The following is a 17,677-nucleotide window of genomic DNA, read 5'->3' as shown; positions in this document are numbered from 1 at the left end:
TCATGGACTCAAAATTCTACGACGAAGGGGCGCTCCGCCAGGCGGCGATCAACCTGTTTCACGGCTGGGGCTACAACTTCTACCGCACCGAAAATCAGCTTCGCGCTGACGATCAACTCGTGCGTAGCAAGGCAGGATGGCTGCTAGGGATGGCGCGTTCCAATGTCGAACGCGCTGAGTCCGATTATCGACGTGAGTTTATCGGCACACCCACCCGCGAGAAGCCGTTCCCGAATCCGTCGAATATGGCGGCTGCGCAGAAGCTCGAACGGCTGGCGGGAGACATCGGCACGGTCAGTGGCAGGCTGCAATCCCAGCCGGTTCCGGAGAACGATCGCATGACGCAGCGCTATCGTCAGGAAGCCGAAACATTGAAAGTGTTGATTGGCTGTGACGAGCGGCTCGTAGGGCAGTGTTCGCTGCTCCATGCGATGCTCGATGGACGCAATGGTCTATGGATACTGGAGCATCTTGACGAAGTTGAAGAAGGGTTGGCGGCCCTTCAGTTGACGTTGCGGAGTCGAGAGGCAGCTTTGCTTGATCGCACGGTCTGATTCTCTCCGCTCTCCCAACCCAGGGCCGACGCTGCAGGCTATTCTGGCGGGTCGGCCCCGCCCAAGCTCACGCAGCAGACATTAGCCCGCGGTCTCACGTTGATCGTAGCGAGCTCTCGCACTCTCGACCTCAGGGAGATGCTCGTACGTCCATATGTAAAGCGCCTGGAATGGGCCATCGAGCGACCGCCCCAGCGCCGTGATTTCGTATTCGACGGAGATTGGCGAAGTCGCAATCACTCTTCTTTCGACAATTCCGTTTCGCTCGAGCCGACGCAAACACTGCGCCAAGGCTTTCTGCGTGATCCCTTCAATGCGGCGCTTGATCGCGTTGAATCGCATCGGCCCGGGGCGTAGCGACGCAAGGATCAGAACCGACCACTTGTCAGCGATCTGATCGAGTAGCAAACGACTTGGGCAACTGGCAAGAGACAACACCTCTGGTTGACATTCCGACATGGCGGTTTCCTGAATGCTACCTGGTAGCAATGTGGTGACTCATTGACACCTAGTATAAAACATATACCATCGGTTTTTTCGTTCATGAGGTGCATCGATGACTAGTTCGCAACTCGACGTGTTGTTCAGACCGTTTCAACTGAAAACGCTCAACCTGAAAAACCGCATTGTGATGGCGCCCATGACGCGCTCCTTCTCGCCAGAGGGTGTGCCCGGCGCTAACGTGGCGGATTACTACCGGCGGCGCGCATTGGGTGAGGTCGGTCTTATCATCTCCGAGGGAACGGTAATCGATCGCCCGTCGTCGCGCAACGATCCGAATATTCCGTTCTTCCACGGAGAAGCATCGCTTGCTGGCTGGAAGAAGGTGATCGACGCCGTCCACGAAGCGGGCGGCAAGATGGCGCCGCAGATCTGGCACGTGGGGTCCGTTGCTAATCCGTTCACTGAATGGCGGCCTTCCTCGCCGGTCGAGAGTCCTTCGGGTCTTGTGGCACCTGAAAAGCAGCGTGGCAAGACGATGACCGATGAAGATATCGCGGATACGGTTGCTGCCTTTGGACGTGCCGCAGCGGAATCGAAGCGGCTCGGGTTCGACACCGTCGAGATTCACGGCGCTCATGGTTATCTGCTCGACCAGTTCTTCTGGGACGGTACCAATCGGCGCTCGGACGCTTTTGGCGGGAACTCGATTCGTGAACGGTCGCGCTTCGCGGTCGAGGTGATCAAGAGCGTGCGGGCTGCCGTCGGAGCGGACCACCCGATCATCCTTCGTTTGAGTCAATGGAAGCAGCAGGACTACGCCGCTCGACTCGCGCATACGCCGGATGAAATGGCCGACTGGCTTGTGCCCCTCGTGGAAGCTGGCGCCGATATCCTGCACTGTTCGCAGCGGCGCTTCTGGGAAGCGGAGTTTCCGGAAATCGACGGGGAAAACGGCCTGAATTTTGCGGGATGGGCGAAGAAAGTGACGGGCGCGGCGACGATCAGCGTGGGGTCGGTTGGTCTTTCAGGTGATTTCCTCGGCACCTTCGGCGGCGAGAGTTCGAGCCCGGCGGGTCTGGACAATCTGCTCGACCGCATGGAGCGCGACGAGTTCGATCTGGTCGCCATTGGCCGCGCAATACTCAGCGATCCGGAATGGGTGACGAAGATTCGTTCGGGTGAGACCGGTCAGTTGAAGGACTTTAGTCCGGCGGCGTTGGGGGAGCTTTACTGAGTTCAAGAAAAACCCCGCTCAAAGGCGGGGTTGATCTTTACACTTTCTGATTACGGGTGGTTAGAACGGAATATCGTCGTCCATCTCATCAAACCCACCACCGGCCGGCGCGCTCGGACGGCTAGCACCGCCACCGCTACCACCACGCGCCCCACCGCCGCCACCCGAAGCCGCGCGACCACCACCACCGCCGCCGCCACTACGCTCCGACGGCTCGCGACTATATCCACCCTCATCGCCACCGCCGCCCATCGCCCCGCCGCGGCCACCCAGCATCTGCATCTGCTCAGCCACGATCTCGGTGGAGTACCGGTCCGTCCCATCCTGCGCCTGCCACTTACGTGTGCGAATGCGCCCTTCGATATAAACCGACGAGCCCTTCTTCAGATACTCGTTCACGATCTCGGCCAGACGCCCGAAAAACGAAACCCGGTGCCACTCGGTGGCTTCCTTCATTTCGCCCGACGTCTTGTCCTTGTACCGGTCCGTCGTCGCAAGGCGGATGTTCGCCACTGCGTCGCCGCTCGGAAGATAGCGGACTTCCGGATCGGCTCCGAGGTTGCCGACGAGAATTACCTTGTTCACGGATGCCATGAGTTTCTCCTGTTGATTCCGTTGCAGGTGGCGCGGCAACGCACATTTACCATCTCTGAACCGGCCGGCCCGAGACCCAAACTGCGCCTCGCCGGCTACCGGTGAGTACTTACCATCAAGCCTTCTTGCGCGGCGCTGGCGGCTTCATATTTGCCGCGATTATAAGCCAGCAAAATACCAGCCCAGAGCAGGCGAAGAACACTGCGCTCTGCCCATCCGCCTTCAGCAGCACGCCGCCGATCACGCCGCCGATCGCCAAGCCGATAGACTGCGTGGTGTTGTACACCCCGGTAGCCGCGCCCTTGCGCGATCCCGGCGCCAGTTTCGACACCAGCGAAGGCTGCGACGCCTCAAGAATGTTGAAGCCGAGAAAGTAGATAAACAGTATCCCGGCCACACTCAGAATGGTATGGGGTGCGACGCCTAGTAACAACTGTCCGATCAGGATAAGACCAATCGCGCCCACCAGCACGGTCTTCATTTTGCCGCGCGTTTCCGCTGCGATGATGGCCGGAACCATCATGACAAACGACAGCCCCATCACCGGCAAATAAACCTTCCAATGCGACGCCACGGGCAAACCGCCCGCTTCGAGAATCCGCGGCACCACCAGAAACAGCGCCGTTTGCGTCGCATGCAGCACCAGCACGCCGAAATTCAAACGCAGCAGTTCGACGTTATGCAGCACTTCAGAGAACGGCGCGCGCACGTGCACAGGCATCGGCGCATTCGGCACGATCCAGATCACTACGCCGATTGCGAGGATCGAGAAAATGCCGACCAGCGAGAACAGCCCGCTCATGCCGACCCACTGGAACACGATCGGCGCACCGACAATCGCCACCGCGAATGAAACGCCAATGCTGCCACCCACCATCGCCATCGCCTTGGTGCGATGTTCCTCGGACGTGAGGTCGGCGATAAAAGCGAGCACCGCGGACGACACCGCGCCCATGCCCTGAATGACGCGACCGACGATGATCCACGTCATGTCGTGCGCCCCCGCCGCGACAAAACTGCCGAGCGCGAAAATCGCGAGCCCCGTGGCGATCACCGGCTTGCGCCCGACCTTGTCGGAAATCCAGCCGTAGAAGATGTACAGCAGCGATTGCGTGACGCCGTAGGCACCCAGCGCGATCCCCACCAGCAGGACGTTGTCGCCGCCGGGGATGGTTTTCGCGTAGATCGAGAACACCGGCATGATCATGAAGAGGCCGAGCATGCGCAGCGCAAAGATGCCTGCGAGCGACACGGTCGCGCGCAACTCAGGCGCGCTCATGCGTGAAGATGTAGCGGACGGATTGGACATCGGGAACGTGTTTTGAATAATCTGGACGGCCCGGGGCCGGGCGACTCACCGTGGAGCAGCATACCCTCGGCGGCCTGCCGTGAGCGACCGGCGGACTGCGGCAAAGACCCGCAGGCGTCTTGCAGTCGCGCAAAAAGGCCCCATCTGCAACCTTTTCGCACGGCTCTAAACCACCGTCTTACAGCTTGCCGCACGCCTGTTGGGCGCTGTCAGGTAGCCGTAACAGCGGTCTCGAAAAGTCGTTATAGTAGCAGGTTTAGCCTCTTCCTCTTTCCGCCAGTCAATGGCCAGGTAATGGATCAACGCGTGGAACAAATCCGTATCCGTGGGGCTCGCACCCACAACCTGAAGAACGTCAGTCTCGACCTGCCACGTCACAAGCTCATCGTGATTACCGGCCTGTCGGGCTCGGGAAAATCGTCGCTTGCGTTCGACACGCTCTATGCGGAAGGACAGCGGCGCTACGTCGAAAGTCTCTCCGCCTATGCACGGCAATTTTTGCAGCTGATGGAAAAGCCCGACGTCGACCTGATCGAAGGTCTGTCGCCGGCCATTTCGATCGAGCAGAAGGCTACGTCGCACAATCCGCGCTCCACGGTCGGCACCGTCACCGAGATTCACGACTACCTGCGTCTGCTGTTCGCGCGAGTCGGCACGCCGTATTGTCCGGATCACGAGATTCCGCTGCAGGCGCAAAGCGTCTCGCAGATGGTCGATGCAGCACTCGCGCTGCCGGAAGACACCAAGCTGATGATCCTGGCTCCGGTGGTAGCGAATCGTAAAGGCGAACACGTCGAGCTGTTCGAGGAAATGCAGGCGCAGGGCTTTATCCGCTTTCGCGTGCGTTCGGGCGGCGGCACGGCCAATGAGGAAGTCGCGAAGATCTACGAAGTGGACTCGCTGCCCAAGCTGAAGAAGAACGACAAGCATACGATCGACGTCGTCGTCGACCGTCTGAAAGTGCGCGCCGACATGAAGCAGCGCCTTGCAGAATCGTTCGAAACGGCGCTACGTCTCGCCGACGGCCGCGCCATCGCGCTCGAAATGGACACGGACAAGGAGCATCTGTTCAGCTCCAAGTTCGCCTGCCCGATCTGCTCGTATTCGCTGCAGGAACTCGAACCGCGTCTCTTCTCGTTCAACAATCCGATGGGCGCGTGTCCGGAGTGCGACGGCCTCGGCCAGATCACTTTCTTCGATCCGAAGCGGGTGGTCGCGCATCCGTCGCTGTCGCTCGCGGCAGGTGCGGTGAAGGGCTGGGACCGGCGCAATCAGTTTTACTTCCAGATGCTGCAAAGCCTCGCCGCGTTCTACGAGTTCGATATCGACGAAGCCTTCGAAGATCTGCCGGAAAAGGTTCGCAAGATCCTGCTGTTCGGCTCGGGCAAGCAGACCATTCCGTTCTCGTACATCAACGAACGCGGCCGTGCGTCGATTCGCGAGCATGTATTCGAAGGGATCATCCCGAACCTCGAACGCCGTTACCGCGAGACCGATTCGGTCGCAGTGCGCGAAGAACTCGCGAAGTACCAGAACAACCAGGCCTGCCCCGCCTGCGAAGGCACCCGCCTGCGGCGCGAAGCGCGCTTTGTGCGCATCGGCGCGGACGGCGACGCGCGCGGCATCTTCGAAATCAGCGGCTGGCCGTTGCGCGATGCGCTCGGCTATTTTCAGACGCTGCGCCTCGAAGGTTCAAAGCGCGAGATTGCCGACAAGGTGGTCAAGGAAATCGTCGCGCGGTTAATGTTCCTGAATAACGTGGGGCTCGACTATCTGTCGCTGGAGCGCAGCGCGGAAACGCTCTCGGGCGGTGAAGCGCAGCGCATCCGGCTCGCCTCGCAGATCGGCTCGGGCCTGACTGGCGTCATGTACGTGCTGGACGAGCCGTCCATCGGCCTGCATCAGCGCGACAACGACCGTCTGATCTCGACGCTAAAGCATCTGCGCGATCTCGGCAACTCGGTAATCGTCGTGGAGCACGACGAGGACATGATCCGCATGGCCGACTACGTGGTCGACATGGGACCGGGCGCCGGCGAACACGGCGGCATGATCATTTCTGAAGGCACGCCCGATGAGGTGCAGGCGGACGTTGCATCGATCACGGGTCAGTATCTGTCCGGCGCGCGCACCATCGACTATCCGGACGAGCGCAGGGAGCCGGACGAGCGGCGTCTGCGCATCGTCGAGGCTTACGGCAACAATCTGCGGCACGTGACGCTCGACCTGCCGGTGGGTCTCCTGACCTGCATCACCGGCGTCTCCGGCTCCGGCAAGTCCACGCTGATCAACGACACGCTGTACCACGCGGTCTCGCATCACCTGTACGGCTCATCGGCCGAACCGGCACCGTACGAATCGATTGAAGGTCTCGAACACTTCGACAAGGTCATCAACGTCGATCAGTCGCCGATCGGCCGCACGCCGCGCTCGAATCCAGCCACCTATACGGGCCTCTTCACGCCGATCCGCGAGTTGTTCGCGGGCGTGCCGGCTTCGAAGGAACGCGGCTACGATCCGGGCCGCTTCTCGTTCAACGTCAAGGGCGGCCGTTGCGAGTCCTGCCAGGGCGACGGCGTGCTGAAGGTGGAAATGCACTTTCTGCCCGACGTCTACGTGCCGTGCGACGTGTGTCACGGCAAGCGCTACAACCGCGAAACGCTCGATGTGCAGTACAAAGGCAAAAACATCAGCGAAGTGCTGGAACTGACGGTTGAAAACGCCTACGAGTTTTTCAAGGCCGTTCCGGTGGTGGCGCGCAAGCTGAAAACGTTGCTGGACGTGGGTCTTGGGTACATTCGCCTGGGGCAGTCGGCCACTACGCTGTCGGGGGGTGAAGCGCAGCGTGTCAAACTTTCGCTGGAACTGAGCAAGCGCGACACCGGTCGCACTCTATACATCCTCGACGAGCCGACGACCGGTTTGCACTTCCACGATATTGCTCTGTTGCTCGAAGTAATTCACCGTTTGCGAGACCAGGGTAATACCGTGGTGATCATCGAGCATAATCTCGATGTAATCAAAACTGCGGACTGGGTCATCGATCTCGGTCCGGAAGGCGGTGCCGGCGGCGGTCAGATCATCGCTCAAGGCACGCCGGAGCAGGTGGCGAAGTCGAAGGCAAGTTTTACCGGTCGATATCTGGCGCCGCTGCTCAAACGCGACGCCGCCAAAAAATGATGCTGCAAACCCTAGGTTGGATACGGAAATAAGCCATGACCAAGCGTAACGAGGCGCCCGAAGAAGGGCAGGTGCAGGATCTGCGCCCACGCCCGGTCAGGCTGACGAGCGACATGAGCCTGCCCAGACTGTCCGCCGTCGAGATCGGCAGTTACCTGCTAATGCTGGTCGGCATGATCGCAGTCCTGAATCTGCGGCTGCTGGGCGCGTTGCTGGCCGGGCTGCTCGTGTTTCAGCTCATCCAGACAATCGCTCCTCGCATCGAAAGACATATGTCGAGCCAGCGCGCGCGCTGGCTTTCGGTGGTGATCCTGGCCACGGTGATCGTCGGCGTGCTGACGGGCATCGTGATCGGCATCATCGACCACTTCGAAGGCGACGTGCCGAGCGTGCAGATGCTGCTCAACCAGGCCATGCAGCTGATCGACGAGGCGCGCGGGCGGATTCCGCAGTTCGTCGCCAACTATCTGCCGGTCGACGCCGATCAGATGAAAGCACGCGCCACCGAATTGATGCATACCCATGCCGGCATGCTGCAGCAAGGCGGCAAGAACGCGGCGCGGGTTTTCACGCATATCCTGATCGGCATGATCATCGGCGCGATCATCGCGGTCGGGGCGCAGAAACCGATTCAGCGGCTGCCGCTGTCCACCGCGTTCGTCACTCGCGTGATGCGGTTTGCGGACGCCTTCCGTCGCATCGTGTTCGCGCAGGTGAAGATTTCAGCGATCAACTCCGTGTTCACCGGCATCTTCCTGCTGGTGATCCTGCCGATCTTCCACGACCGGCTACCGCTCTCCAAGACGCTGGTGCTCGTCACGTTTATCGTCGGCTTGCTGCCGGTGATCGGCAATCTGATCTCGAACACCATCATTGTCGCAGTCGCGCTCTCCGTGAGCTTTCCGGCCGCGGTCATGTCGCTCGTGTTCCTGATCCTGATCCACAAGCTCGAATACTTCCTGAATGCGCGGATCGTCGGCGGCCAGATCGAAGCGCGCACGTGGGAACTGCTGGTGGCGATGCTGGTGATGGAAGCGGCTTTCGGCCTCCAGGGCGTGATTGCCGCGCCTATCTTTTATGCGTATATCAAGCGGGAGCTGATTTATCTGCGGATGGTTTGAAGGGTTTGATACCGCGAGCCTGAACAGCGGCAGCGGTACGCGTCCCGAACGCCGCGCCCCATGAAAAAGGCCGCCTGTCGCAATGACCGGCGGCCTTTGTTTTTCTGCAAAGAGGCACAGACTCCGCGAATTCAGCAGCAGCAGTTCCCGCTCAACGGAACACCACCGTCTTGCTGCCGTTCAGCACGATACGATGTTCGACGTGCCAACGCACTGCCCGCGCCAGCGTCACGCATTCGACGTCGCGGCCAATCGCCGTCAACTGATCCGGCGTCATGCTGTGGTCGACGCGCTCCACTTCCTGTTCGATGATCGGACCTTCGTCGAGATCGGTCGTCACATAGTGCGCGGTTGCGCCGATCAGCTTCACGCCGCGGTCGAATGCCTGGTAATACGGCTTCGCGCCCTTGAAGCTCGGCAGGAACGAATGGTGGATATTGATCGCGCGCCCCGCGAGCCGCTCGCACAGCTTCGGCGACAGAATCTGCATATAGCGGGCAAGCACCACCAGATCGGCCTGATGCTCGTCGATCACTTCGAGCACCCGTGCTTCCTGAGCCGCCTTCCCCTCGGGCGTCGAAGCCTGCAGCGGAAAGTGGTGGAACGGAACGTCATAGCTCGCGGCGAGTTGATAGAAGTCCTTGTGGTTTGAGATGATCGCGGCAATCTCGATGCCGAGCTGGCCGGTACGGTAGCGGAACAGCAAGTCGTTCAGACAATGACCGATCTTCGACACCATGATCACGACGCGTGGCTTCACGGTCGCATCGTGCAGCTCCCAGTGCATGCCGAACTCGTCGGCAAGCGTGCTGAACGCGGTACGCAGCGCTTCCAGACCCGGATCGCCGCCTACCTGCTGGAAATGCACCCGCATGAAGAACTCGCCGGTGTGGCTGTCGCCGAACTGCGCGGAGTCGAGAATGTTGCTGCCGCGCTCAAACAGAAAGCCGGACACCGCATGCACGATGCCGGGCCGGTCGGCGCACGACAGTTTGAGAATAAAGCTGTGATCGGTCGACATGACCTGGGTGACTCCCTTCTTCAATCCGTGATTCGTTTAGTGTGATGCAAGGACGCTGTGCGTCACGCGTTAGGCAGCGGCCGGCGGCACGAACAGCGCTTCGATTCCCGCGCAGTCCTCAGCGTCGATCCAGCGGCGGCGCAGCAGGCAGTCGAGCGTAGCGAGGCTGGCATCCACGGTCATCGCGTCTTCCTCGATCCAGCGCGCAACCTCATCGATGCGCGCCAGCCGGTGTTCGCCCACTTCGCCGTCCTGATTGCGCGGCGTGAAATCCGCGGGCAACGCGAGGTCGTAGACGAAGATCTGCTCGGCCTGGGTACCCTCCGGCAGCGATTGCAGTACATGCACTGTACGCCCTGCCGTGGCGCGCGCAGCGATCGCTTCGGGGATGCCGGCTTCTTCCCAGCACTCCTTGACAATCGTCGCCTCCACGCCGAAGCCCCAGCCTATCCCGCCTGCGACCACGTTATCCAGCATGCCCGGATCGGTCGCCTTGGTGTCGCTGCGGCGCGCGATCCACAGTTGCGGCGCGCCATCCGCGTATTCTACGACGCCGTTCAGATGCACCGCGTAGGTCATCGTGCCGAAAAAGCGCGACGCCGCGCGCTCGATATACGCAAGCGGCTGCGCGTCGAAGTGGTTGCGGATCGCGTAAGTTTCATCGCGCCAGCCTGGAATCCTGCCATCCGCGGCGAGCGCGCCGATTACAGCGCCCAGTGCGGCACTACGCATATCGAGGCTGGAGTAGCGCGACGATAACGTCACGCCCGCCGCGTCGACATCGAAAACATCCGGCCAGCGGGCCAGCAACGGCACATCCGTTGCGCGGATCCAGCCGACCTGCTGGCCTTCCATCAAGAACGGCCGATGCGCCTGCGCATCGAACCGGCGCGCTTTGGTGATACAGGGCAAGGTCATGAGTGCTCCAACGGCACGGCGCGACGGCGCCACGCGGGTCAGTTCAGAAGCGGGTCGCAGCAGGCAGCCTAGTCGCGCAGCGCCACGCGAATGCCGATTGCGATAAAGGTCGCACCAGCGAGACGGTCGAGCCACACGCCGACGCGCGGACGACGCTTCAACCAGCTGCCGATCATCCCGGCGCACACGCCGAACAGCGAAAACACGACCACTGTCTGCAGCATGAACACCAGACCCAGTTCGAGCATCTGCACCGGCACGCTCTGCACGCCATGCGGCTCGATGAACTGCGGCAGGAACACCAGGAAAAACAGCGTCACCTTCGGGTTCATCATGTTGCCGCACACGCTTTGGCGAAACACCGACCACAGCGGCTGCGCCGGACGCTCATGGGCCGTCGCAAGCCCCTGGCTGCGCAGCGCCTTGATGCCGATCCAGATCAGGTAGGCAGCGCCCGCGTACTTGATGGCCTGAAATGCCATCGGCGAGGAACGCAGCAACGCGGCTACGCCGAGCGTGGCGAGCGTCGTGTGGAACGTGATGCCGGCCGCAAAACCGAGCGCGGCGACCAGCCCGGCGGCACGTCCCTGCGAGATGCCGCGCGCAAGTACTTGCAGGTTGTCGGGGCCGGGGGCGAAGGTGATCGCCATCGAGGTGGCGAGGAACAGCAAAAAATTCGGCATGCGTCTTCCCTCGTGATTGTTCAGTGACCGCCAAACTCAGTGACCGTAAACAGCGGCAACCCCGCCGAGCGCAACAGCGCGGCCCCGCCCAGGTCCGGCAGATCGACGATCGCCGCGCCTTCGATCACCACCGCGCCGAGCCGCTCCAGCAGCTTCTTGCCGGCCATCATGGTGCCGCCAGTCGCAATCAGATCGTCGACGATCAGAACGCGGTCACCCTGTCCGCAGGCGTCCGCATGAATCTCGACGGTCGCCGTCCCGTATTCGAGCTCGTACGACTCGGACTCCGTCTTGTACGGCAGCTTGCCGGCCTTGCGAATCGGAATGAAGCCCACATTCAACTCGTACGCCAGCACCGGCCCTATGATGAAACCGCGCGCGTCGAGGCCCGCGATGTAGTCGAGCTTCGCGTCAATATAGCGCTGGACGAACAGGTCGATCAGTACGCGAAAGGTCTTAGGATGCTGCAGCAGCGGCGTGATATCGCGAAACTGCACGCCGGCCTGCGGCCAGTCGGACACGGTGCGAATCTGGCTTTTGACGAACGCAGCCGCGTCGAGCGGGGCGCTCGCAAGCGCGTTGGACATGATGACTCCAGATGGATCCCCATGGATCCGGATAAAAGGCTTAAGAATCTCGCGCGGCGACCCGACCCTGGCGCCCACTCACGCGCTCACGCCGCCCGGCGATGCCGCGACAGCCGTTCTTCGGCTTCGGCCAGCGCTTCGGGCAAGCCGCGCAACACGACGATGTCGCTCGCGCGCAGCTTGGTGGACGGATCGGGCTCCACGCCGCGAATGCCATGGCGGCGGATCGCCGTCACTTCGACGCCCATGTCGACCAGCCCCACTTCCGCGAGTGTGCGGCCCACGGCGTCCGAGTTCTCGTCGACCGGCACCGATTGTAGTCGCACCTGCTCGTGACTGTCGTCGTCGCCCACGTCGTCGGCGCCGTGGAAATAGCCGCGCAGCAGACTATAGCGCTCGTCGCGCATCTCCTCGACACGCCGCACCACTCGCCGCATCGGCACGCCCATCAGCACGAGCGTGTGCGACGCCAGCATCAGGCTGCCTTCGACAATCTCCGGAATCACTTCGGTGGCCCCGGCGGCGAGCAGCTTCTCGAGGTCGGCGTCATCCACCGTGCGCACGATGACCGGCAGCGTCGGCTCGAGTTCGTGGATGTTGTGCAGCACCCGCAGCGCAGACGGCGTATTGGCGTAGGTGATCGCCACCGCAGCCGCGCGATGGATACCCGCAGCCAGCAGCGATTCGCGCCGCCCCGCATCGCCGAACACCACCGATTCGCCGGCCGCCGCAGCCGCCGCGACCCGGTCCGGGTCGAGGTCGAGCGCGACGTAGGACAGGCCTTCGTGTTCGAGCATGCGCGCGAGGTTCTGCCCCGCCCGGCCGTATCCGCAGATGATCGTATGGCCGCTTTGTTTCAGGCTTTGCGTAGCGATGCGCGTCATCTGCAAGGACTGCATCATCCATTCAGTCGAAGACAGCCGCAGCACGATGCGGTCCGCGTTCTGGATCAGAAACGGCGCTGCCAGCATCGACAGCAGCATCGCGGCGAGAATCGCCTGCAGTAACGTCGCGTCGACCAGGTGTTTATCGAGAATCAGATTCAGCAGCACGAAACCGAATTCGCCGGCCTGAGCGAGGCCGATGCCGGTGCGCATCGCCACGCCCGGTGTCGCACCGAACAACCGCGACAACGCGGTAATCATGATCAGCTTCAGCAGCAACGGCCCGAGCAGAAAGGCCAGCACGATGAACGGATGCTTCCAGATCACCATCGGGTTGAGCAGCATGCCGGTGGTGACGAAGAAAAGCCCGAGCAGCACGTCGCGAAACGGCTTGATGTCTTCTTCCACCTGATGCCGGTAAGGCGTCTCGGCGATCAGCATGCCGGCGATGAACGCGCCCAATGCGAGCGAAAGGCCGAACTTGTCCGTGATAAACGCCGCCCCAAGCGTCACGAGCAGCAGGTTCAGGATGAACAGCTCCTGCGACCTGCGCCGCGCCACCACGTTGAACCAGCGCGTCATGAACTTCTGCCCGACGATCAGCAGCAAGGACAACGCGACGACGATCTTCACCGCTGCGAGCCCGAGCGCGGTCATCAGGGTTCGGGAATCGCCGCCGAGCGCCGAGATGACAATCAGCAGCGGCACCACCGCCAGATCCTGGAACAGCAGCACACCGAAGATATTGCGGCCGTGCTCGGTCTCGATCTCGAGCCGTTCCGCCAGCATCTTGCTGACGATCGCCGTGGACGACATGGCGAGCGCCCCGCCCAGCGCCACGCTGCCCTGCCACGTGATATGCACCCAGCGCTCCAGCACGAAGCCGAGCGCGACGGCCACCGCGACCGTGCCGATCACCTGCAGCAGGCCGAGCCCAAACACCAGCCGGCGCATCGAACGCAGCTTGGCGAGCGAAAACTCCAGCCCAATAGAAAACATCAGGAACACCACGCCAAACTCGGCCAGGTTCTGCGCGCCTTGCGAATCCGGAACGATACCGAAAGCATGCGGCCCGACGACGATCCCCACCGTCAGATAGCCGAGCATGGGCGGCAGGTTCAGGAAACGGAAAACGACGACGCCTGCCACTGATGCCAGCAGCAGGAACAGCGTCATTTCGAGCGGGGAAATCATCTGAAAGCGTCCTGGTTCGTCGACATAACCATCGCACGCAAAGCACCGCGCGACAAGGTTGAGGGGCCGGTGAGGGCAGCGGCCGGGGACAGCCGTCCCGGCGCGGCGAACAAACGCCTTTGCTATACTCCGCGAATGATAGCGAAAATCAATGGCGACCGGGCACTCGCTCGCGCTCGCAACGTGCTCGACATCGAAGCGGACGCCGTGCGCGCGCTTCGCGATCGCCTCGACGATGGCTTCGTCGAGGCGATCGACTTTATCCTTAGCTGCCGTGGGCGCGTGGTCGTCTCCGGCATCGGCAAATCTGGTCACGTGGCCCGCAAGCTGGCGGCAACCTTCGCCAGCACCGGCACGCCCGCCTTCTTTGTACACCCGGCCGAGGCCAGCCATGGCGACCTTGGGATGGTCACGGCCGACGACGTGTTCGTCGCCATGTCCAATTCCGGCGAGTCCGAAGAGCTGATGGCGATCCTGCCGATCATCAAGCGGCTCGGCTCCCGGCTGATCGCGATCACCGGCAAGCCGGGCTCGAGCCTCGCCAAGCTAGCCGACGTGCATCTGAATGCCGGGGTCGCCAAGGAAGCTTGTCCGATGAATCTCGCGCCCACTGCCAGCACCACCGCCGCGCTCGCGCTCGGCGATGCGCTCGCGGTTGCCGTGCTGGAAGAACGCGGCTTCGGCCCAGACGACTTCGCCCGCTCGCATCCCGGCGGCGCTTTAGGGCGGCGCCTGCTTACTTACGTACGCGACGTGATGCGCACCGGCGACCAGGTGCCGAAGGTGATGCCTGAGTCTACCGTACGCGACGCGTTGTTCCAGTTGACGGCCAAGCGCATGGGCATGACGGCGATCGTCGACGAAAACCAGCGCGTCAAAGGCATCTTCACCGACGGCGACCTGCGCCGCGTGCTCGAACGCAGTGGCGACTTCCGCGACCTGCCGATCGCCTCGGTGATGACACCTGGCCCGCGTACCATTGGCCCGGACCAACTGGCCATCGAAGCAGTGGAACTGATGGAGCGCCACCGGATCAATCAGATGCTGGTCATTGACGAAGCGGGCAAGCTCATCGGCGCGCTCAACATGCACGACCTGTTCTCCAAAAAGGTGATCTGATGGCCGCCGCGCCCCTTTCCGCTAACGAACGCGCACGCCGCGTGAAGCTGATGATTTTCGACGTCGACGGCGTGCTGACCGACGGCGGACTGATGTTCACCGCCGAGGGCGACACGATGAAGTCGTTCCATTCGATGGACGGCCACGGCGCGAAGCTGCTGCGCGAAGCCGGCATCGAGACGGCGATCATTACGGGCCGCAAGTCGGGCATTGTCGCCGTACGCGCCAAGGAACTGAAAATCACGCATCTGTACCAGGGCATCGAAAACAAGCCGGAAGCGTTTGCCGATCTGCTCAGGCAGACTGGCCGCACTCCTGAGGAATGCGGCTATATGGGCGACGACTGGGTCGATCTCGGCGTGATGCTGAAGGTCGGCTTCGCTGCGGCGCCCGCCAATTCGCATCCGGAAGTAATCGCGCGGGCCCACTGGGTCAGCGAGGCGCGCGGCGGTCACGGCGCCGTGCGCGAAGTGTGCGACACCCTGCTGCGGGCGCAAAACAAGTACGACGAACTGCTTGCCAAGGCGTGCAGTGGCGGTGAGCAGCAGGGCCTCGTCGGATGAACCAGTTCCGCTTCACTTCGCTGATCCCGCTCATCGCGATGGCTGCGCTCGCCGGTATCACGTGGTGGCTGCTGCAGGCCACCGCGCCGCCGCCGCACGAAGGCGAGGTCAAGCCGAAAGAACATACGCCCGATTACTTTGCCGATAATTTCTCGGTGTCCGAACTGGATCAGTCGGGCGCCACGCAGTACCGGCTGACGGCCACGAACCTCGTCCATTACGAAGACAATGAACTGAGCGATCTGATCAAGCCGGCTATCCGCGCCTTCCAGCCGGGCAAGCCGATTGTCACGGCGACCGGCGACACCGGCACGGTGAACGGCGATGCCTCGATCGTCGATCTGTATGACCACGCCCGCATCCTGCGTGCAGCCGGCGACGGCGACCCGGCGATGCAGGCTGATTCCCAGCATTTTCGGGTACTGGTCAACGACGATGTGATCGAGACCGAAAAGCCGGTTAAACTTCAGCGCGGCCTGTCAGTCATGACGGCCAGCGGCATGAACTACAACAACGTCACCCGGGTCATGCAGCTGTTCGGCAATGTCCGTGGCGCGATCGCCGCGTCCGACGCGTCCGGCGGCTCCCTGAAGCAACCCGGGTAATCCATTCCAGCGTGACTGCATGAACGAATCGTTCCACCGTTTTGATACCGGCCGCGCGCGCACCTTGTCTGCGTGCCGGGCCGGACTTGCCGCGCTGCTGCTCGCGTTGCCCTTCATCGGCTTTGCGCCGCCGGCGCACGCCGAACGCGCCGACAAGGACAAGCCGCTCAATATTGAAGCGGACAACATGACGTATGACGACCTGAAGCAGGTCAACATCTTCACCGGTCATGTGGTGGCCACCAAAGGCACGATCGTCATCAAGGCCGATCGTGTCGAGGTGACCCAGGATCCGCAGGGTTATCAGTACGCCACCGGTACTTCGAGCGGCGGCAACCTGTCGTATTTCCGCCAGAAGCGCGAAGGCCTCGACGAGTATGTCGAAGGCACGGCCATCCGCATCGACTACGACGGCAAGCAGGACCTCACCACGTTGACGACCGACGCCACGGTGAACCGTCTGCAGGGCCTCTCGACGCTGATGGACACGGTCCACGGCAGCGTCATCACCTATGACGGCCAGAACGACTTCTACACCGCCAAGGCGGGTAAGGACGTCGCCGGCCCGGGCAACCCGAGCGGCCGTGTGCGCGCGATGCTGGCGCCGCGCAACGGCGGCGCCGCGCCGCTGACCGGCGCCTCCGCTACGCTCGTGCCGTCCAACAAGATCCAGGGAACCCCGCCCCAGTGAGCTCAGTAAACTCCGTCAATTCACCTTCCCTTCCCCACCGCAAGCCGGCGGGGACCAGCAGCTCGCTGGTGGTTCGCAATCTGAAGAAGCGCTATGGCTCGCGCACGGTCGTCAAGGACGTGTCGCTCGACGTCAAGAGCGGTGAAGTGGTCGGATTGCTCGGCCCGAACGGCGCCGGCAAGACAACCTCGTTCTACATGATCGTGGGCCTTGTGCCGCTCGACGCCGGTGAAATCGATCTGGACGGCAAATCGATCAGCCTGCTACCTATCCATAAGCGCGCCTCGCTCGGACTGTCGTATCTGCCGCAGGAAGCGTCGGTATTTCGCAAGCTCACCGTCGAAGAGAACATCCGCGCGGTGCTGGAACTGCAGCTTGACGAAAGCGGCAAGCGGCTCAACAAGGACACCATCACCACCCGCACCGAAGCACTGCTTGATGAGCTGCAGATTGCGCATCTGCGGGGCAATCCGGCGCTGTCGCTGTCGGGCGGCGAGCGCCGTCGCGTGGAAATTGCTCGCGCGCTGGCGACTAATCCAAGTTTTATTCTGCTCGACGAACCGTTCGCCGGCGTCGATCCGATCGCAGTGCTGGAAATCCAGAAGATCGTCAAGTTCTTGAAGCAGCGCAACATCGGCGTCCTGATTACGGACCATAACGTGCGCGAAACGCTCGGCATCTGCGACCACGCCTACATCATCAGCGACGGCAGCGTGCTGGCCGCCGGCGCGCCTGGCGACATCATCGAAAACGAAAACGTGCGGCGCGTCTATCTGGGCGAGCACTTCCGCATGTAAGTATCCGAGGGGCATGAACGGCGGCGTCCCCCGCCGCCGGCCCCTTGCTGCGGCGGCCTCCCCGTATTTTTGACGCGGCAGGCCGCCCGCGCCCCTGCAGACCCAGTCCGGGCGCACGCGTTATCGCGAATGCCGCAAGGTATCGCGGTCGTGGCAAACTCTTTACAATGAATCTCAAC

The 17,677-nt window shown here is 62.1% G+C and carries 17 protein-coding genes; 9 read left to right on the top strand and 8 right to left on the bottom strand.

What is annotated here, in order from left to right:
- Window positions 1-2: 2 nt before the first annotated feature.
- Window positions 3-554 carry a hypothetical protein gene (locus P3T24_RS19245; RefSeq protein WP_429436868.1) on the top strand — a complete coding sequence of 184 codons (552 nt, stop codon included), beginning with the start codon at window positions 3-5 and terminating at the stop codon, window positions 552-554.
- An 81-nt stretch (window positions 555-635) separates the two neighbouring features.
- Here P3T24_RS19245 and P3T24_RS19240 read toward each other — a convergent pair whose 3' ends face one another.
- Window positions 636-1,013: a winged helix-turn-helix transcriptional regulator gene (locus tag P3T24_RS19240; protein ID WP_429286775.1), complete on the bottom strand. Its 378-nt coding sequence runs from the start codon at window positions 1,011-1,013 to the stop codon at window positions 636-638.
- A 97-nt stretch (window positions 1,014-1,110) separates the two neighbouring features.
- Between P3T24_RS19240 and P3T24_RS19235 the strand changes: the two genes are divergently transcribed.
- Window positions 1,111-2,232, top strand: coding sequence for an NADH:flavin oxidoreductase (locus tag P3T24_RS19235; protein ID WP_429436865.1), 1,122 nt, complete (start codon window positions 1,111-1,113; stop codon window positions 2,230-2,232).
- 60 nt (window positions 2,233-2,292) lie between these two features.
- On the opposite strand, the gene P3T24_RS19230 is transcribed toward P3T24_RS19235, so the two are convergent.
- Window positions 2,293-2,826 carry a single-stranded DNA-binding protein gene (locus tag P3T24_RS19230; protein ID WP_074263315.1) on the bottom strand — a complete coding sequence of 178 codons (534 nt, stop codon included), beginning with the start codon at window positions 2,824-2,826 and terminating at the stop codon, window positions 2,293-2,295.
- 115 nt (window positions 2,827-2,941) lie between these two features.
- On the bottom strand, window positions 2,942-4,135 hold the full coding sequence (locus P3T24_RS19225; protein ID WP_429436862.1) for an MFS transporter: 1,194 nt from the start codon (window positions 4,133-4,135) through the stop codon (window positions 2,942-2,944).
- Window positions 4,136-4,441: 306 nt separating this feature from the next.
- On the opposite strand from P3T24_RS19225, the gene uvrA reads away from it, so the two are divergent.
- Both uvrA and P3T24_RS19215 read left to right on the top strand, forming a co-directional pair.
- Window positions 4,442-7,315 (top strand): excinuclease ABC subunit UvrA, encoded by a 2,874-nt coding sequence (uvrA, locus tag P3T24_RS19220; RefSeq protein WP_429436860.1) that lies wholly within the window; start codon window positions 4,442-4,444, stop codon window positions 7,313-7,315.
- A 35-nt stretch (window positions 7,316-7,350) separates the two neighbouring features.
- Window positions 7,351-8,436: an AI-2E family transporter gene (locus P3T24_RS19215; RefSeq protein WP_429286771.1), complete on the top strand. Its 1,086-nt coding sequence runs from the start codon at window positions 7,351-7,353 to the stop codon at window positions 8,434-8,436.
- Window positions 8,437-8,587: 151 nt separating this feature from the next.
- Here the strand turns inward: P3T24_RS19215 and purU are convergent, their stop codons facing one another.
- From purU to P3T24_RS19190, 5 genes are all read right to left on the bottom strand, one after another.
- Window positions 8,588-9,457, bottom strand: a complete 870-nt coding sequence (purU, locus tag P3T24_RS19210) for a formyltetrahydrofolate deformylase (protein WP_429436964.1) — start codon at window positions 9,455-9,457, stop codon at window positions 8,588-8,590.
- Window positions 9,458-9,526: 69 nt separating this feature from the next.
- On the bottom strand, window positions 9,527-10,375 hold the full coding sequence (locus tag P3T24_RS19205) for an NUDIX hydrolase (protein WP_074263311.1): 849 nt from the start codon (window positions 10,373-10,375) through the stop codon (window positions 9,527-9,529).
- Window positions 10,376-10,443: 68 nt separating this feature from the next.
- The gene (locus P3T24_RS19200) at window positions 10,444-11,058 is read right to left on the bottom strand and encodes a LysE family translocator (RefSeq protein WP_429436857.1); all 615 of its coding nucleotides are present in this window, start codon (window positions 11,056-11,058) and stop codon (window positions 10,444-10,446) included.
- 20 nt (window positions 11,059-11,078) lie between these two features.
- Window positions 11,079-11,645 carry an adenine phosphoribosyltransferase gene (locus P3T24_RS19195; RefSeq protein WP_429436854.1) on the bottom strand — a complete coding sequence of 189 codons (567 nt, stop codon included), beginning with the start codon at window positions 11,643-11,645 and terminating at the stop codon, window positions 11,079-11,081.
- 86 nt (window positions 11,646-11,731) lie between these two features.
- Window positions 11,732-13,723, bottom strand: a complete 1,992-nt coding sequence (locus P3T24_RS19190) for a monovalent cation:proton antiporter family protein (RefSeq protein ID WP_074263308.1) — start codon at window positions 13,721-13,723, stop codon at window positions 11,732-11,734.
- 135 nt (window positions 13,724-13,858) lie between these two features.
- Here P3T24_RS19190 and kdsD point away from each other — a divergent pair, with 135 nt between their 5' ends.
- Genes kdsD through lptB form a run of 5 tightly spaced genes read left to right on the top strand, consistent with a single transcriptional unit; the run spans window position 13,859 to window position 17,498 of the window.
- Window positions 13,859-14,842: an arabinose 5-phosphate isomerase KdsD gene (gene kdsD / locus P3T24_RS19185; protein ID WP_429436851.1), complete on the top strand. Its 984-nt coding sequence runs from the start codon at window positions 13,859-13,861 to the stop codon at window positions 14,840-14,842.
- Entirely contained in the window at window positions 14,842-15,405 is a 564-nt protein-coding gene (locus P3T24_RS19180; protein WP_074263306.1) for a KdsC family phosphatase, read from the top strand. The genes kdsD and P3T24_RS19180 overlap by 1 nt, the downstream gene beginning before the upstream one ends.
- Window positions 15,402-16,010 carry an LPS export ABC transporter periplasmic protein LptC gene (gene lptC / locus P3T24_RS19175; RefSeq protein ID WP_074263305.1) on the top strand — a complete coding sequence of 203 codons (609 nt, stop codon included), beginning with the start codon at window positions 15,402-15,404 and terminating at the stop codon, window positions 16,008-16,010. Before P3T24_RS19180 ends, lptC begins: the two co-directional genes overlap by 4 nt.
- A 19-nt stretch (window positions 16,011-16,029) precedes the next feature.
- The gene (gene lptA / locus P3T24_RS19170; protein WP_074263304.1) at window positions 16,030-16,701 is read left to right on the top strand and encodes a lipopolysaccharide transport periplasmic protein LptA; all 672 of its coding nucleotides are present in this window, start codon (window positions 16,030-16,032) and stop codon (window positions 16,699-16,701) included.
- Window positions 16,698-17,498: an LPS export ABC transporter ATP-binding protein gene (lptB, locus tag P3T24_RS19165; protein ID WP_074263303.1), complete on the top strand. Its 801-nt coding sequence runs from the start codon at window positions 16,698-16,700 to the stop codon at window positions 17,496-17,498. The genes lptA and lptB overlap by 4 nt, the downstream gene beginning before the upstream one ends.
- Window positions 17,499-17,677 lie beyond the last annotated feature (179 nt).

The organism is Paraburkholderia sp. GAS33 (assembly GCF_050436645.1).
Lineage (GTDB): Bacteria > Pseudomonadota > Gammaproteobacteria > Burkholderiales > Burkholderiaceae > Paraburkholderia > Paraburkholderia phenazinium_B.
Note: the sequence above shows the minus strand (reverse complement) of the source record. Positions and strands in the feature narration are given on the sequence as shown.

Coding starts and splice junctions, on each gene's coding strand:
- P3T24_RS19245 (WP_429436868.1), top strand. CDS start 3: ATGGACTCAAAATTCTACGACGAAGGGGCGCTCCGCCAGGCGGCGATC.
- P3T24_RS19240 (WP_429286775.1), bottom strand. CDS start 1,013: ATGTCGGAATGTCAACCAGAGGTGTTGTCTCTTGCCAGTTGCCCAAGT.
- P3T24_RS19235 (WP_429436865.1), top strand. CDS start 1,111: ATGACTAGTTCGCAACTCGACGTGTTGTTCAGACCGTTTCAACTGAAA.
- P3T24_RS19230 (WP_074263315.1), bottom strand. CDS start 2,826: ATGGCATCCGTGAACAAGGTAATTCTCGTCGGCAACCTCGGAGCCGAT.
- P3T24_RS19225 (WP_429436862.1), bottom strand. CDS start 4,135: ATGTCCAATCCGTCCGCTACATCTTCACGCATGAGCGCGCCTGAGTTG.
- P3T24_RS19215 (WP_429286771.1), top strand. CDS start 7,351: ATGACCAAGCGTAACGAGGCGCCCGAAGAAGGGCAGGTGCAGGATCTG.
- purU (WP_429436964.1), bottom strand. CDS start 9,457: ATGTCGACCGATCACAGCTTTATTCTCAAACTGTCGTGCGCCGACCGG.
- P3T24_RS19205 (WP_074263311.1), bottom strand. CDS start 10,375: ATGACCTTGCCCTGTATCACCAAAGCGCGCCGGTTCGATGCGCAGGCG.
- P3T24_RS19200 (WP_429436857.1), bottom strand. CDS start 11,058: ATGCCGAATTTTTTGCTGTTCCTCGCCACCTCGATGGCGATCACCTTC.
- P3T24_RS19195 (WP_429436854.1), bottom strand. CDS start 11,645: ATGTCCAACGCGCTTGCGAGCGCCCCGCTCGACGCGGCTGCGTTCGTC.
- P3T24_RS19190 (WP_074263308.1), bottom strand. CDS start 13,723: ATGATTTCCCCGCTCGAAATGACGCTGTTCCTGCTGCTGGCATCAGTG.
- kdsD (WP_429436851.1), top strand. CDS start 13,859: ATGATAGCGAAAATCAATGGCGACCGGGCACTCGCTCGCGCTCGCAAC.
- P3T24_RS19180 (WP_074263306.1), top strand. CDS start 14,842: ATGGCCGCCGCGCCCCTTTCCGCTAACGAACGCGCACGCCGCGTGAAG.
- lptC (WP_074263305.1), top strand. CDS start 15,402: ATGAACCAGTTCCGCTTCACTTCGCTGATCCCGCTCATCGCGATGGCT.
- lptA (WP_074263304.1), top strand. CDS start 16,030: ATGAACGAATCGTTCCACCGTTTTGATACCGGCCGCGCGCGCACCTTG.